This window comes from Bradyrhizobium sp. IAR9, from assembly GCF_013408065.1.
GTDB lineage: Bacteria > Pseudomonadota > Alphaproteobacteria > Rhizobiales > Xanthobacteraceae > Bradyrhizobium.
Genome location: NZ_JACBZW010000022.1, coordinates 96,005 through 110,229, shown reverse-complemented (window position 1 = coordinate 110,229; position 14,225 = coordinate 96,005). Strand labels below are relative to the sequence as shown.

At 65.1% G+C, this 14,225-nt stretch carries 14 protein-coding genes and 1 tRNA gene; 2 read left to right on the top strand and 13 right to left on the bottom strand.

Translation table 11 applies throughout. The features are described 5' to 3' along the window. Positions 1-104 precede the first annotated feature (104 nt). From GGD67_RS37455 to GGD67_RS37445, 3 genes are all read right to left on the bottom strand, one after another. Positions 105-181: transfer RNA gene (locus GGD67_RS37455), tRNA-Arg, on the bottom strand. Positions 182-336: 155 nt separating this feature from the next. Beyond that, positions 337-804 carry a hypothetical protein gene (locus GGD67_RS37450; RefSeq protein ID WP_179739909.1) on the bottom strand — a complete coding sequence of 156 codons (468 nt, stop codon included), beginning with the start codon at positions 802-804 and terminating at the stop codon, positions 337-339. 164 nt (positions 805-968) lie between these two features. After that, positions 969-1,541: a hypothetical protein gene (locus tag GGD67_RS37445; RefSeq protein WP_179739907.1), complete on the bottom strand. Its 573-nt coding sequence runs from the start codon at positions 1,539-1,541 to the stop codon at positions 969-971. 181 nt (positions 1,542-1,722) lie between these two features. Here GGD67_RS37445 and GGD67_RS37440 point away from each other — a divergent pair, with 181 nt between their 5' ends. Next, positions 1,723-2,106 (top strand): VOC family protein, encoded by a 384-nt coding sequence (locus tag GGD67_RS37440; RefSeq protein WP_028140965.1) that lies wholly within the window; start codon positions 1,723-1,725, stop codon positions 2,104-2,106. A 42-nt stretch (positions 2,107-2,148) separates the two neighbouring features. Here GGD67_RS37440 and GGD67_RS37435 read toward each other — a convergent pair whose 3' ends face one another. Continuing rightward, complete coding sequence (locus GGD67_RS37435) at positions 2,149-2,646, bottom strand: hypothetical protein (RefSeq protein WP_179739905.1); 498 nt, start codon at positions 2,644-2,646, stop codon at positions 2,149-2,151. 259 nt (positions 2,647-2,905) lie between these two features. Here GGD67_RS37435 and GGD67_RS37430 point away from each other — a divergent pair, with 259 nt between their 5' ends. Continuing rightward, on the top strand, positions 2,906-3,259 hold the full coding sequence (locus GGD67_RS37430) for a GrlR family regulatory protein (RefSeq protein WP_026202721.1): 354 nt from the start codon (positions 2,906-2,908) through the stop codon (positions 3,257-3,259). 61 nt (positions 3,260-3,320) lie between these two features. On the opposite strand, the gene GGD67_RS37425 is transcribed toward GGD67_RS37430, so the two are convergent. The 9 genes from GGD67_RS37425 to GGD67_RS37385 form a co-directional block, all read right to left on the bottom strand. Beyond that, a complete protein-coding gene (locus GGD67_RS37425; protein ID WP_179739903.1) occupies positions 3,321-6,008 on the bottom strand; it encodes a PAS domain S-box protein in 2,688 nt (895 codons plus the stop codon). 118 nt (positions 6,009-6,126) lie between these two features. Further along, a complete protein-coding gene (locus GGD67_RS37420; protein ID WP_179739901.1) occupies positions 6,127-7,041 on the bottom strand; it encodes a DMT family transporter in 915 nt (304 codons plus the stop codon). Positions 7,042-7,120: 79 nt separating this feature from the next. Continuing rightward, the gene (locus GGD67_RS37415; RefSeq protein ID WP_179739899.1) at positions 7,121-7,936 is read right to left on the bottom strand and encodes an NUDIX hydrolase; all 816 of its coding nucleotides are present in this window, start codon (positions 7,934-7,936) and stop codon (positions 7,121-7,123) included. A 4-nt stretch (positions 7,937-7,940) separates the two neighbouring features. Next, a complete protein-coding gene (locus tag GGD67_RS37410) occupies positions 7,941-8,894 on the bottom strand; it encodes a dihydrodipicolinate synthase family protein (protein WP_179739897.1) in 954 nt (317 codons plus the stop codon). A 129-nt stretch (positions 8,895-9,023) separates the two neighbouring features. After that, the gene (locus tag GGD67_RS37405; RefSeq protein WP_179739895.1) at positions 9,024-9,902 is read right to left on the bottom strand and encodes an SDR family oxidoreductase; all 879 of its coding nucleotides are present in this window, start codon (positions 9,900-9,902) and stop codon (positions 9,024-9,026) included. A gap of 189 nt (positions 9,903-10,091) precedes the next feature. Then, positions 10,092-10,952 (bottom strand): MaoC family dehydratase, encoded by an 861-nt coding sequence (locus GGD67_RS37400; protein WP_092260165.1) that lies wholly within the window; start codon positions 10,950-10,952, stop codon positions 10,092-10,094. Between the two features lie 221 nt (positions 10,953-11,173). Next, positions 11,174-11,563 (bottom strand): Zn-ribbon domain-containing OB-fold protein, encoded by a 390-nt coding sequence (locus GGD67_RS37395; protein WP_018322310.1) that lies wholly within the window; start codon positions 11,561-11,563, stop codon positions 11,174-11,176. Further along, a complete protein-coding gene (locus tag GGD67_RS37390) occupies positions 11,563-12,720 on the bottom strand; it encodes a thiolase domain-containing protein (protein WP_018322309.1) in 1,158 nt (385 codons plus the stop codon). Before GGD67_RS37390 ends, GGD67_RS37395 begins: the two co-directional genes overlap by 1 nt. 1,000 nt (positions 12,721-13,720) lie before the next feature. Further along, positions 13,721-14,188 (bottom strand): DUF4262 domain-containing protein, encoded by a 468-nt coding sequence (locus GGD67_RS37385; protein WP_246784513.1) that lies wholly within the window; start codon positions 14,186-14,188, stop codon positions 13,721-13,723. Positions 14,189-14,225: the final 37 nt, after the last annotated feature.

Here is a 14,225-nt window from a genome sequence, read left to right as displayed (position 1 = left end):
GCAGAAGACCCTGCAACCCCTCGACAACCCGTTCGGCACGAGGTTGTCACCCATCTCTTAGGTACGATCCGTTACCCATCTCTTCGGGCCGGACATGAGATGATTGGCGCGCTCGGAAGGATTCGAACCTCCGACCCTCGGAATCGAAATCCGATGCTCTATCCAGCTGAGCTACGAGCGCCCTGGCCCGGACACCGGGCCACAAACCGAGACTTGCCAGACCGGCAGCTGACGAGCCAGCACACTGGACGGCGGTTCGGATGGGTTCGAATTAGCAGAGAGGCCGACCAATAAAAAGCCCTCCCCGCCTCGTTTCGAGGCGGATCGAAGGCGCTCTCACCATGTGGTGTTGAAGAGCCCGAAATGCGGCTGCTGAGCGACCAGCATCATCGGCCGTCCCTGCTGCGGCGCCGGATGCGTCCTGGCGACCTTGCGCTTGGGCTGAACCGGAGCCTTGGCGGCGGTATCAGTCTTCAGCGGCGGCGTGAACTGGGCGAAGGTCTCGCGCACCCGCGCCTTGGCTGACTGCTCGGCCAAGGCCGCCGACTGGGCCTCCTGCACGGGCGGCTGGGGAGCCACAACCGCGGCGGTCTTCACAGCCGGCGCGGCAATCGTCGGCTGGCTGGTGTCGAGCACGACGCGCTCAGGCAGGTGCCGATCGGACCGGATTCGGATCAGGGGCTGATCGTTGCTTATGGTCGCAACGGCTTGCGCCACGGGTGCCGCCGGGAAAGCGAAATTCACCGCGAACAACAGTGCAAGCAAAGCTCCACCGACAAAGGTGAAATATCGAAAGATGGGCATTGGCCGCGCTCCGCCCCCCGCATCCCCGCGTGGGCTCTCCGCCTCAACAGGCGATCTCTTATTTATTTGGTTCCTGGCCCGGCCCTTCGGTTCAAATGGCGATGCGAGGTTTTTTCGCCAAGGACCAATGAGGGTAACTTTTCCGCTACCGGAACATTCCGCCGTTAAGCACGGCGTGCTGCAACCAGCGAGCATTTCGCCTGATCGGCATTCACGTTGATGAAGCCCACCGGGATATGCGCAAAGGTCTTGCGGCTCTTCATGCTGACCGGATCCGCCAGCACGCGGCTGCGGTTGGTGAGATGACTGCCGTCGCGCCGCGCAAACGCGCAGATGATCTCGACATCCTTTACGGCATAGTCATTGTCGTTTCGCAGCGTGAACGTCACCAGGGCTCTCGAGCCAAGGCCGCCGCGGCGCCAGGTCTGCGATGAAATCCTGAGACGACCGAGGTCTGCCATCGCCGGTGCCTGGGCTTCCGAGACCGGCGACAACGCTGCGGCCGCATCGGCCGAAGGAGCCGCCTCGACGGCCGCCAGCTCCGCCTTCACCGGCTCAGCACTGTTTCCCTTGGACAGAGGCAGCAGCATCCAGACGCCGCAGCCGACAATGATGGCCGCGATCAGCCACAGAAGGCTGCGGCCAAATGAGACGCTCGCAATTGTCACGGCCCGCGCCACTCGTTCGCCGGTCCCGGCGAAGCGCCTCAATCCGATCCGGTCGAGCCTGGCGTTCATGGTTGCATCACCGATCGCGGCCAAAGCCCATTCAACGACGGACCCGGCCACTGCTTACCTTAATCCGGAACAGGAACTAAGGTTCCCGCGCAGTGGCGAATCGGCAAGGACGGTGGCGATCACCGCCTGCGGCCGCTAACATGCGCTGCAACATCGCCGAAGGCCCGTTGGGAGAATTGAAATGCCAGTCGTCACTTGGGATCACGTCCATCTGCGCAGCCCCGATCCGGAGGCCACGGCGGCCTGGCTGCGGGACATCCTCGGTGGCGAGATCGTGCATGCGCCGGGACGGATCGATGTGAATCTGGGCGGCGCCAGGATCTTCATCGCGCCGCTCGAGGGCGACAACGCCGTCAACCCGCCGCCTCCGCACCCGCATCAGGGGCTCGACCATTTTGGCCTGACGGTGAAGGACATCGACGCCGTTGCGGCCGAGATCAAGGCCAAGGGCGTCACGTTCACGCGCGAGCCGACCACGATCCGGCCCGGCGTGCGCATCTGCTTCATCCGCGGCCCCGAAGGCATCTCCATCGAGCTGCTCGAGCGCGACAAGAAATACACCTGATCCGGCGAGCGCCTCACCAGAGGCGACACGCAGCCGGCGCGGCTACGTCATGCTGCCGGGCATGAAGCAGCGAATGCTGACGCCCATATAGCCGTAGATCGGCCATACCATGGTGCGCCCCACCCGGTTGGGCTCGGATATCAGGGCTTCCTCGGGAACGTCGACCCAGACGAGTTCCTGCGGCTGCCCTTCGAGCCTGGAGCCATAGCGCGGGAGGCGGACACGATAGTGCCCGTCCTTGCTGTCCCAGTCGGTGTCCGCGAGCGCCGAACCGTCGGCATCGGAGCAGCATGGCCCCTTGCCGCTGCGCAGGCCATCGAACCAGGCCTTCAGATCGGCATTGGTGTTGACGAACTGGCCGCGGTCGCGCGCGTGCCCGAAGGGGGCTGCGAGTGCAACCAGGACCAGGGCGCCTGCCAGCCGCGTCACGCTTCGCCAGCGTGTTGCGCTGCTGGAACGCCGTCGTTCGCTTTTGCAATTGGTGGGACGCGCACTGTACAGACGCGGCTCATCGCCGCCGGAATCGATCCAGTTGCTCATCGTCTTGCTCCAGCACCCCGCGGCCAGTGCAACAATTGTTATGCATTTCGCGGGCCAACCCTGATTCGCAGGCGGCCGGCCTCGCCTCATCATCAGACCGTCATGACGGCGTCACGCACAAGCCGGGACAACTACGGCTCGCGGCGGCAACTTCCCGTGGTCGGCCGGCAAACTGCCGCGTTGCGCGAGAGGATGCGCTTTGGCATAAAAGCGGGACCGGTTACGCCATTGGGCGATGGCGGCCGGCCTGCGGGACGTTATGAAAAACGGTCTCTACTCGATTCACGTGACCCTGCTCGATGGTCGAGCCGGCAAGGGCAGCGGCGTGATCCTTTTTCGCGACGGCAAGATCCTTGGCGGCGACGCCTACCTCTATTACACCGGCAGCTACGTGGTGAAGGACGACACCACCTTCAAAGGCGAGGTGCTGGTGCAACGACACACCTCGCCGCGCGGCGACGACAATCCGCTGTTCGGCGGTCCTGCTCCCGTGGGTATCGGCGTCAGCGGGACCTACACGGACACGCGCGCGGAAATGACGGGCACGGCGCTGGTCGGCAAGGCCAGCCTGATTTTCGGCGCAACGCTGCACAAGCTTGCTGAAGCTGATTAGGAGCATGATCCGGAAAAGTGTGCTGCGGTTTTCCGAAAAGATCATGCTCAAACAATAGAAACTACTCGGCAGCCTGCTCCAGCGGCGCCGTGCGCGGCAGGATGATCTGGATGCGGGTGCCGCTGCCCGGTTCGGAATCGAGATCGAGCCGCCCGCCGAGCCGGTTGGTGACGATGCTGTAGACGATGTGCAGTCCAAGACCGGTGCCGCCCTGGTCGCGCCGCGTCGTGAAGAACGGATCGAAGGCGCGGCGACGGACGTCGAGCGACATGCCGCAGCCATTGTCGGAGAAGATGATCTTGACATTGTCCTTGCCGGACTCGCGCACCTGGATGTCGATCGTCCCCGGCCGGCCGTCCGGAAAGGCGTGCGCCACCGAATTGAGAAACAGATTGGTCAGCACCTGGCCGTACGGGCCCGGATAGCTGTTCATGGTCAGATCCGGCTGGCACTCGACGTTGAGCGTCAGATTGTGCTTGCGCAGGCCCGGCCTCAGACTCATCACCACCTGCTCGGTGAGGTCGCCGAGATCGAAGCTGCGCTGGTCCGAATAGTTGCGGTCGGCGGCGACCTGCTTGAACGACTGGATCAGCTCGGCTGCGCGGTTGAGATTGGAGACGAGCTGCGAGGATGCGTCGCGGCTGGTGCTGAGGAAGTCGTTGAGCGTGGAGCGGCGCAGCTCGCCCCGCTCGACCTCGGCGGTGAACATCGCGGTCTTGCGCTCCAGCGCGGAGGCGACCGTGAGGCTGATGCCGACGGGATTGTTGACCTCGTGGGCGACGCCGGCGACGAGGCGGCCGAGCGCGGCGAGCTTCTCGGCCTCGATCAGCGAGGCCTGGGTCTCGCGCAGATTGCGCAGCGCCGTCTCGGCGGACTCCTTGGCTTTGCGCATCTCCTGCTCGCCGCGCTTGCGCTCGCCAATGTCGAGCGCGACGGTGACGATCCGCTCGATCTCGCCCTCGGCATCGAGCAGCGGCAGCTTGTTGACCAGCCATTGCCGCATGTTGCCGGAGGCGTCCTTGTATTCCTCCTCGTAGAAGCCGAGGCCTTTTCGAAGCTTGAGCACCCGCTTGTCGCTCTCGTCGGACTTGGCCGCGCCATAGCGCGACATCAGGTCGGCCGTGGTGCGGCCGAGCGCGTCGCCGGGTTCGATGCCGAAGATGCCGGCCATGTAGCGGTTCATCAGCACATAGCGCAGGTCGCGATCCTTGACGTTGATCACCGCGGGCACGGTGTCGATGACCTGCTGGAGCAGGCGCCGGCCTTCGGCGATGGCGTCTTCCGCCCGCTTCTGGTCGGTGATGTCGCGCAGCGTGCCCTCGTAGCGGACGATGTTGCCCGCTTCGTCCCGCACGCCGGTGGCGCTGTCGGAGAGCCACAGGATGTTGCCGCTGCGCTGGCGCACCTGGTACTCGAACTCGCGCACCATGCCGTCGCGCGCCATCAGCCGCTGATATTCGACGCGTGCCTCGGGATGGACGTAAATGGTGTGGGCGATGTCGTTGATGCTGTCGATGAGGTGCTGCGGGCTGTCATAGCCCATCATCCGCGCCAGTGCCGGATTGGCGTTGAGCAGATCGCCAGAGGGCGTCGTGACGTAGATGCCGTCGACCGATCCCTCGAACAGTTTCCGGTAGCTCTCTTCGGCGAGCCGCTGCTCGGTGAGCGCGCGCACCGCCGCTTCCCGCGCCGTGTCGGCCTCCTCCAGCGCGCGGCGGAACACTTCGGCGGCGCGGGCGATGTCGCCGATCTCGTTGTCGAGGTCGGCGGACGGGATCGAAGTGTCCTTCCGGCCCGCCGCAAGCGCGCGGATCGAGCGGGCGATCTGGGCGAGCGGACGCACCGTCCTGCGCACCACGAACAAGGCAGCGCCGATGCCGATCAGCACGCCGATGGTGCCGAGCACGATGCTCTGCCATCGCGCTTCCGTCAGCGTCCGGGCAAAGTCGCGCGACAGCACGTGGCCGCGCCGATCACTGACCTCGCGCAGCAATTCGGTGACGCGACCGATCAGCCGGCCCTCGGTTCCCAGCACCTCGCGGTCGATGTCGGCGATCTGCCGCTCGCGGACGGCCACGGCCATGATGGCCTCGGCGTAATCGTTCACCGCCGATTTCAGCTTGGCATCGGCAATGTTCAGTCCCCGCATGTTCTGCGCGGCCTGCTCCGCCGCTGACGGGTTGCGCGCGAGAAGCCCGAGCGCGATCCGGCTCTGCGCCTCCGACAGGCGCGAGGCCAGCTCACGGTCGGCGGTGCCGGAGACGGCCACATCGAACTGTTCGCGCAGCGGCGGCAGGCCGGCGAGCAGCTGGGCGCGGCGGTCGATCAGGGTCGAGATCCGCTCGAGGCCGGTCCGATAGGTCGCGAGCCGCTCGGTCACCCCGTCGATCATGTCCTGCTGCTCGGGGGCGAGCTCGATGCGGGTCTTCTTCAGGATGTCGCTGAGGGTCGAGGCCGCCTCGCCGACCTGCTTGAACTGGATGCCGGCGCCGGGATCGGTGACGAAGTCGCGCGCGGCGAGCCGCAGCTCGTTCATGCGGCGATCGATGTCCTCGGCGAGGTCGCCGACGCTCTGGAGCCGCTGCAGCTCGGCGAAGGTCGTATCGATGTGCCGGATCGCGATCACGCTCGCGGTCGACGTGACGATGATCACCGCCAGCACCAACAGGAAGCTGCCGAAAGTGAGCTGGCCGATGGAGAGCGAGAATGTTCGCTTTTTCTCAGGGGTCGGCGTCAATTCGGCGGACATTGGGCTTTGAGGGACCGGGATATTGGAGGCCCAATATACGACGTATTGCGGCCCCGGGGAAACATGCCTCGGGCCGCCGTTTATCCTTAATATTGGCCTCGGAGCCCCCTTGCCCGATCTATGACGGTTTGACGCTTGCCTGCCGCCGGGCCGGGATCGTCATGGCGGCGACGCCGAGGACGACGCAGGCAAGCCCGATCCAGGCGGTCCGGCTCAGGCTCTCGCCGAGCAAGGCGACGCTGATGGCGACCCCGATCGGCACCCGCAGATAGGCCTGCGCGGTGGTGCCGACCGAGCCCAGGGTCTGGATCAGGCGGAAATAGATCGCAAACGCCGCCGCCGTCGAGAACAATGCGAGCGCGAGCAGTGCCAGCACCGAGTTCGGCGAAGGCGACAGCGTCCAGGGCTGCTCGACCACGAGCGAGGCCGGGATCAGGACCGCCGCCCCCGCCAGCAGCGAGCCGGCTGCGGGCGCCATCGGATCGAGGCCCTTGAAGCTGCGGCCGAAGATCGCGGCGCAGGCGTAGCAGATGGTGGCGGCGACGATAGCCGCCTCCGCGAGGAGACCGCTGCCGATGTCGTGGAAGGCATCGACGCCGACGATCAGCAGGATGCCGGCCATGCCGGCGATGACGCCGAACAGCTTTCGCGGGCTCGTCGCCTCGTGGCGGGTGACGACCGCCGTGAGCAGGAAGGTGAAGATCGGGCCGGCCGAGTTGAGGATGGTGGCGAGCGCGGCATCGACATGGCGCTCGCCCCAGGCGATGAGCGTCCAGGGAATGACGCTGTTGAGCACGGCCTGGAAGGCGAAGCGCTGCCAGGTCGCTGCGTCCGTGGGCATCCTGATGCCGCGCGCCCACATCACGGCGAGCAACAGGAGGCCTGCGATCGTGGTCCGCGCCGCGATCAAGGTAATCGGGGGAATGGTGGCGACGCCGAGCTTGATGAAGGTGTAGGAGCCGCCCCACAGCGTTGCGAGCGCGACCAGGAGCGCCAGCTCGACGGCGATGTTGGTATCCTGCCGGCTGTCCATTTCGCGCGGTCCGTCCCGTTGTCAGGACGGAACCTAGCGCGTCTGCGGTCGCAGATAGTTCGTTACGTGTCGAAGTGTATCAGCCCACCGCCCCGACCTCGAACACCTCGCCGTCATAGCCGGCCTCGCGGGGAATGCGCAGCTGGCGGCCGGTTTCGGTCTTGGTCATGACAGGCATCACCGTGATGATCGACATGCCGCGGGCATGGTCGAGCGCGTCTTTCACGCTGCCCTGTTTCGCAAGGCGAATCAGATTGCGCGTGGTCGGGAACGGCAGCTTGAAGCGGCCGCTCTCGCCGCCCTCCACCGCCTCGCGCGGCGAGACCCAGATCGAATCGGTCGACTCCCTTCCGTCATGGGCGCCGAGCTGATCCGGGGGCGCCGCCGCAAGGAAGAACCAGGTATCGAAGCGCTTGGGCATGCCCTCCGGCGTGATCCAGTGCGCGTAAGGCACCAGCGTGTCGAGCGCGAGCTGAAGGTCGTTGTCGACCAGGATGCTCAGGAAGCTGACCTTGTGCTCGTTGAGCGCGACGCGGTGCTTGTCGGCGATCTCGCCGGCTCGCCTGGCATCGACAGGCGCGCCCGTCCCCTTCGACCGCGCCAGCAGGATGCCGCTCTCCTCAAAGGTCTCGCGGATCGCAGCGATGCGAAAACCGCGATCCGCCTCGCTGAGGCCCTCACCGCCCGAATACAGGTCCGCGCGGGCGACGATCTCGTTGTCGCCGGCATCGACGCTGCCGCCGGGAAACACCAGCGCGCCCGAGTTGAACTCGATCTGATGATGGCGGACCATCATGAAGACTTCGATTTCGCCGCGGCCCTTGCCGTCGGCCTTGGCGCCATCGCGCAGCAGGAGGATCGTCGACGCCGGGCGTGATGCTGATGTCTCGGCCATCCAACTAACCTGCGGCGCTGGATTGCGGGCCGAGATTGGCGCGCTTGTCGACACGGGCGACGCGCGACAGCAGGTACTCGACCTCGGCCTTCGCCGTCGCCGTGATGGTCGCGCCGGGCTTGCGCTGGGCGCTGGAGGCGATGATGCCGCGCTTCTGCAGCACGTATTTGCGGATGGTCAGGCCGACGCCGGGCTGCTGCTCGTAGCGGATCAGTGGCAGATGCGCGTCGAACAGGTCATGCGCGGCATCGCGCTTGCCGGCCTTGGAGAGGTTGACGACATCGATCAGAAGCTCCGGGAAGGCGTAGCCGGTCATGGCGCCGTCGGCGCCGCGCTCCATCTCGAAGTCCAGGAACGTGCCGCCATTGCCGCAGAGAATCGAGAGCGGACGGAGCGAGCCGTCCTTCTGGAAGCCGCGAAGCGTCGTGATCTTCTCCAGGCCCGGCCAATCCTCGTGCTTGAGCATCACGCAGTTCGGATTGTCCATGACGATCTTGCGGATCACGGCGGGGGTGAACACCACCGAGAGCGTCAGCGGATAGTCCTGGAGCACCCAGGGCACATCCGGCCCGATCGCTTCCGCCGCCTGCTTGAAATAGCCGACGATCTGGTCGTCGGTCCGAAGCGACGGCGGCGGGGCGATCATGACGCCGGCCGCACCCGCGTCCATCGAGGTCTTCGCCAGCGAGCGCATGGTGGCAAAGCCCGGCGCGGAGACGCCGACGATCACCTGCATCTTCTTGGCGCGCTTGACGAAGCGCACCGCCACCTGCTCGGCCTCAGCCGCGTCCAGCTTCGGCGCCTCGCCGAGGATGCCCAGCACCGTGACGCCGTCGCAGCCGACCTCCTCGTAAAAATCGGTCAGGCGGTCGATCGAGCGCTCGTCGATCCGGCCGTCGTCGTGGAACGGCGTCGGGGCGATTGCGAAAGTGCCCTTGGCGTCGGCGGTCAGTTTCATTTAGTCCTCGTCTCTGTTCGTCATTCCGGGGCGGCTCGCAGAGCCGAACTCTGGTGCGCAATTGCGCACCTGAGAATCTCGAGGTTCCGGGTTCGATGCTTTGCATCGCCCCGGAACGACAACAACAGCCTAAAACCTCCGCGCGCCCATCTTGATCTGCTCCTCGGAGAAGAAGATCTCCTTGGCATGATCGGCGATGTCCTGGGCCTTCCAGCCCGTGTGCGGCGGTTTCCAGCCTTCCATTTCCATCATCCGCATCTCGCGCACGCCGCGGGGCCCGGACACACCCAGCACCTTGCCGGTCTGGTCGCCCGACAAGTCGCTGACCATGTATAGCACGGCCGGCGCGATGCCGTCCGGCCCCAGCGCCGCGAAGGGGTTCTCCTTATAGCGGGGCAGGTCTGCGGTCATGCGGGTCAGGGCGCCCGGGGCCAGCGTCCAGATCCGGATGTTGTACTTGCGGCCCTCGATCGCCAGCACGTTGGACAGGCCCCAGATGCCGCCCTTGGCCGCGCCGTAATTGGTCTGGCCGAAATTGCCGATCAGGCCCGAGGTCGAGGAGGTGTTGACGATGACGCCGCCGCCATTTTCCCGCATCCAGCGAAACACCGGCATGGTGCAACAAAAGGTGCCCTTCAGATGCACCTTGATGACCTTGTCCCAGTCGGCTTCGGAAGCCTTGTGAAAGGTCTGGTCACGCAGGATTCCGGCATTGTTGACCAGGATGTCGGCGCGACCGAAATGCTTGATGGCGTCGTCGAACACCGACTGGCCGCCCTCCATGGTGGAGATGTCGGCGCCGTTGGCGATCGCCTTGCCGCCTTCGGCCTTGATCGCGTCCACCACGAGTTGCGCCATCGACTTGTCGGCGCCGGAGCCGTCACGGGGACCGCCGAGGTCATTGACGACGACCGAGGCCCCTTCCCGCGCAAACAGCTTCGCGTAGGCCTCACCGAGCCCGCCGCCCGCGCCGGTGATCAGCGCGACCTTGCCGTCGAGTAGTCCCATGGTGGCTTCTCCCTGTTTTGTTTTTCTTCGCGTCTCCCCGCGTGCGGGGAGAGGCCTGAAATCGAGCGCAGCTTGATTTCAGGGTGAGGGGGAGCCCCCGCGAGCTCAACTCACCGTCCCCGGGAAGACTCCCCCTCACCCCACCCTCTTCCCGCAAGCGGGGCGAGGGAGTGAAGCACCAGTGCCCGCCTAACCCAGCACCGTCTTGCCGTTCTTGATCACGGTGACGCCGCGCGACTTCACCTTGGCTTCGAACGAGATCACGTTGCCGTCCTTCCAGAGGTCCATGGTCACGGTCTCGCCGGGATAGACCGGCGAAGAGAACCGCGCGACGTGCTGGCGGAAGGCGCTCGCGTCGTAGTCGGCGTAGGTCTGCAGCACGCCGCGGCAGGTGATGCCGTAGGTGCACATGCCGTGCAGGATCGGACGCGGAAAGCCGGCCTTCTTGGCGAACTCGGGATCGCTATGCAGCGGGTTGCGGTCGCCGCAGAGGCGATAGACCAGCGCCTGGTCGGGGCGCGTGGTGATGTCGATGGTCTTGTCGGGTGCGCGTGACGGGATCTTGTGCGGATCGGGCTGGGTCAGGCTCGGCCCGCCAAAGCCGCCGTCGCCGCGGGCGAAGCGCGAGGCGACGAGGGTCGCGAGCTTCTCGCCCTTCTCGTTCTTGAGCACGGTCTGGTGGGCGATGACGACGCCCTTGTCCTTGCCCTTGTCGTAGACTTCAACGACGGAAGAGTCGGCGGTGATGTGCGCGGCGACCGGCAGCGGCTGGTGGAAGGTGATGTCGCGCTCGCCATCGACCACCATGACGCGGTTGAGGTTCATCTCGCCGGGACCCGCGCCCCACGCCGCGACGGACGCGAATGTCGGCACCACCTTGAGCGGCCGCGGCGTCAGCGTGCCCTCGTTGACGAAGGCGAGCTCATTCTCGTCCATCGGATCGGCGCCGAGCCCGATGCCGTAGGCGTAGAGCATCACCTCGCGATCGGTGTAGGCGTATTTCTGGCCGAGGTTTTTCAGGCCTTTGAGCTCTTCGTATCTGGCGGACATGTTGTTTGTCTTCCTCCCGAGTTTCTTATCCGCAGGCGGCGATGCCCGTGAATGTGCCCTCTCCCCTTGTGGGAGAGGGCAGCACCGCTCTTGCAACAAAGTCACGTGGGTGAGGGGTTGGCTCCGCATTGACACTTCTCGTGCGGAGGGAGACCCCTCACCCGGCAGCCTTCAGCTGCCACCCTTTCCCACAAGGGGAGAGGGTTACATCTTGCTTCGTGTCAGGCAGGCGTGAAGAACGGCAGTGGCGCACCATCCGTCGGCTTAAACACCACTTTCACCTTCTGGCCGATCTTGAGCTTCTCAAGATCGCAGTCGACGAAATTGGTCTGCACCGACGGCCCCTCCTTCAGCGTGACGTAGCCGATGGCGTATGGGCCGGTCGGCGACTTCCGCATCAGGCTCCAGGTGTAAATCGTCCCCTCGCCCGAGGCTTCCTCCCACACCGTCTTGTCGGAGTAGCAGAACGGGCAGATCGAGCGCGGGAAATAGTGCGCTTCGCCGCACGCCGTGCAGCGCTTGATCATGAACTTGCCCTGCTTCGCCGCATCCCAGAACGCGGCGGTCTCGGGGTTCGTGACCGGTGCCGGATATTTCTTCGTCTCGCTCATCACACGCGCTCCAGAATGGCCGTCGAGGCGGCGTGGCGAACTCCCAAAAGGCCGCCGGTGCCGTGAGCGATGGCGAGATCGCAATTCTTGACCTGCACCTTCGGATGCGCCTCGCCGCGCAGCTGCCGCACGGCCTCGATGATCTTGGTCATGCCGCCGCGGTTGACCGGATGGTTGCTGCAGAGGCCGCCGCCGTCGGTGTTGAACGGCAGCTTGCCGACGCCCGAGATCAGATTGCCGTCGGCGACGAACTTGCCGCCCTCGCCTTTCTTGCAGAAGCCGAGATCCTCGAGCTGCATCAGCACCGTGATGGTGAAGCTGTCATAGATCGAGGCGTATTTGATGTCCTTCGGCGTGATGCCGGCTTCCTCGAACGCACGCGGGCCGGACCAGATGCCGGCGGAGTACGTGAGATCGAGATCCTTGCCGCCGCGCGGGCCCTTCATCGCCTCGCCATGGCCGATCAGCTTGACCAATGGCTTCTTCAGGCTCCTGGCGATCTCCGGCGTCGTCACGATCAGCGCGCCGCCGCCGTCGGAGACGACGCAGCAATCCATGCGATGCAGCGGATCGGAGATCATCGGCGAGTTCAGGACGTCCTCGACGGTGACGACGTCCTTGAGCATCGCATGCGGATTGTATTGCGCGTGATGCGAGGCCGCGACCTTGATCCAGGCGAGCTGCTCCGAGGTGGTGCCGTAGTCGTGCATATGGCGCATGGCACACATGCCATAGGCATTGTGCGTGGTCGCCCCGTAAGCGGATTCGAAATCGACCTCGGCACCGGCCGCACGCGGCGGCATCACACCGGTGCGGGGCTTGCCGGCGAGCGTGATCAGCGCAATCGAGCACTTGCCCGCCGCGATCGCCTCGGCGGCATGGCCGAGATGGATGATGTAGGAACAGCCGCCGGTCTCGGTGGAGTCAACGTGGCGGAGCTTCTTGGTGTTCAGGCCGAGATAGTCGACCATCGGCCAGGCGCCGCCGGGCGCATCGCCCGCGCAGAAATAGCCGTCGACATCGTCCTTGCTGATCCCGGCATCCTCGATCGCGCCCTTGGCGACCTCGGCGTGGAGCTGGGCGGTGGATTTGTCCGGCGCATGCCGGGTCGGGTGTTCGTAGATCCCGGCAATGTAGGCCTTGCCCTTGATGGTCAAACTTCAGGTCTCCGCTGGCGTTTCTTGATTGCCCCGTTTTTCTGAACCGCACTGGGCAGATTGGCAAGCGCGGAAATATTCCGCCCCGCGAGAGGGCAGCGGGTCGGCGCAACTCCCAATCCCGTCATCCTGAGGTGCGAGTGATGGGGCGCAGCGCGCCCCATCAGGAGCCTCGAAGGATGCACGGCCAAGCTATCTCGACGCCCACTGAGCGACAGCCGGGCCGTCGCCCTTCGAGGCTCGCCGAAGAGGCGAGCGCCTCAGGGTGACGGTCTAGATGACCGGCTCGCTCTCACATCGCAGACACACCCCCGCATCCTCGCGGCCCATCTCGCCCGAGCTTTGCTTCCGTCTCGCTCCCTCCTTGAACAGAGGGCGCAGGGAAGACCGGGTGCCGGCTGGGCACGCACGGTCCGCTGTGCGCGATTGCGCGAAGAACAGATGCACAGCGGCATACAGGTGCGGCCAAACATCTGGCCTTCCCTGCGCAGTGGCTTTACGGCTTATGTCGTGCTCTCCCCGGGGAGCGATGCACTATTGCCCCCGTCGCCTTGCAATTACTCGCAAGACTTGACGCCAGCCTGCGGGCGTCAGGACCACACGATTTTGCCGTACGCGAGACCGCGCCCGTCGTGCACGAGCCAATCGCCCGCGCGACGCAGCCCGCGTCCACCGCCACTCACCCCGCGTTTCGTGACGATCGCGATACGCCCCTCTGAGAGGGATGAGGTGGCCAAGGAAATACGACGTTTCCGAATTTCGGTAAAGCGGAATGTTTTTGCGTAAGCGGATTGACCCACGGCGTGGGTGTTTTGCCCGACGGGCAACACAAGGGATGGTGCCGTAGGGTGGGCAAAGCGACTTGTCCGCCGTAGCTCGGAGAGCGAAGGCGGAAGCGTGCCCACGTCTTTTGCGCAATCATGGCGAGGTCGTGGGCACGGCGCTTCGCGCCTTTGCCCACCCTACGGGACCTTGCGCCGTCCCAGCCAGTTGCCTTCCGTCAGGTCGGGCTGTGCGGCACGGGCCTCAGCGGATGCCTCCGCAGCCCAGGGAAAATGCCCGTCGGATCGGGGTACGCGACTTGCAGGCATTCGAACTCATCATTGCCGTAGAACCATCTGCTCCATCCGAGATGCGAGCGGTAGTGCTGCAACGACACCGGAAGGAGCACGGCGGCGACATTCTCAAACAGCGCATCGGTGGGCTCGCCGACCAGCGGTCGCCGTCCTGCGTCGAGTTCGTGGTAGATCGTCCAGAACGTATCCTGGGCGGTCTGCTGCCCCATTGAAAACACGATCATCTCCGGAAACCTGAACTTCAGCCAGAATCCGGTCGTGTAGGCGAAGCCCGGTCCTTCGCCATCGGGGAAGACATGCGTGCCGAACCAGCCGTGATTGCGAACTTTCTCGACGAAATTCTGCTCGTGCTTATCGAGCCGATCGGGAGGCGCATCAAGGGCTGTGAACATTGCTCGCTCGTCCGATACGAGGGGTGAAAGACAGACT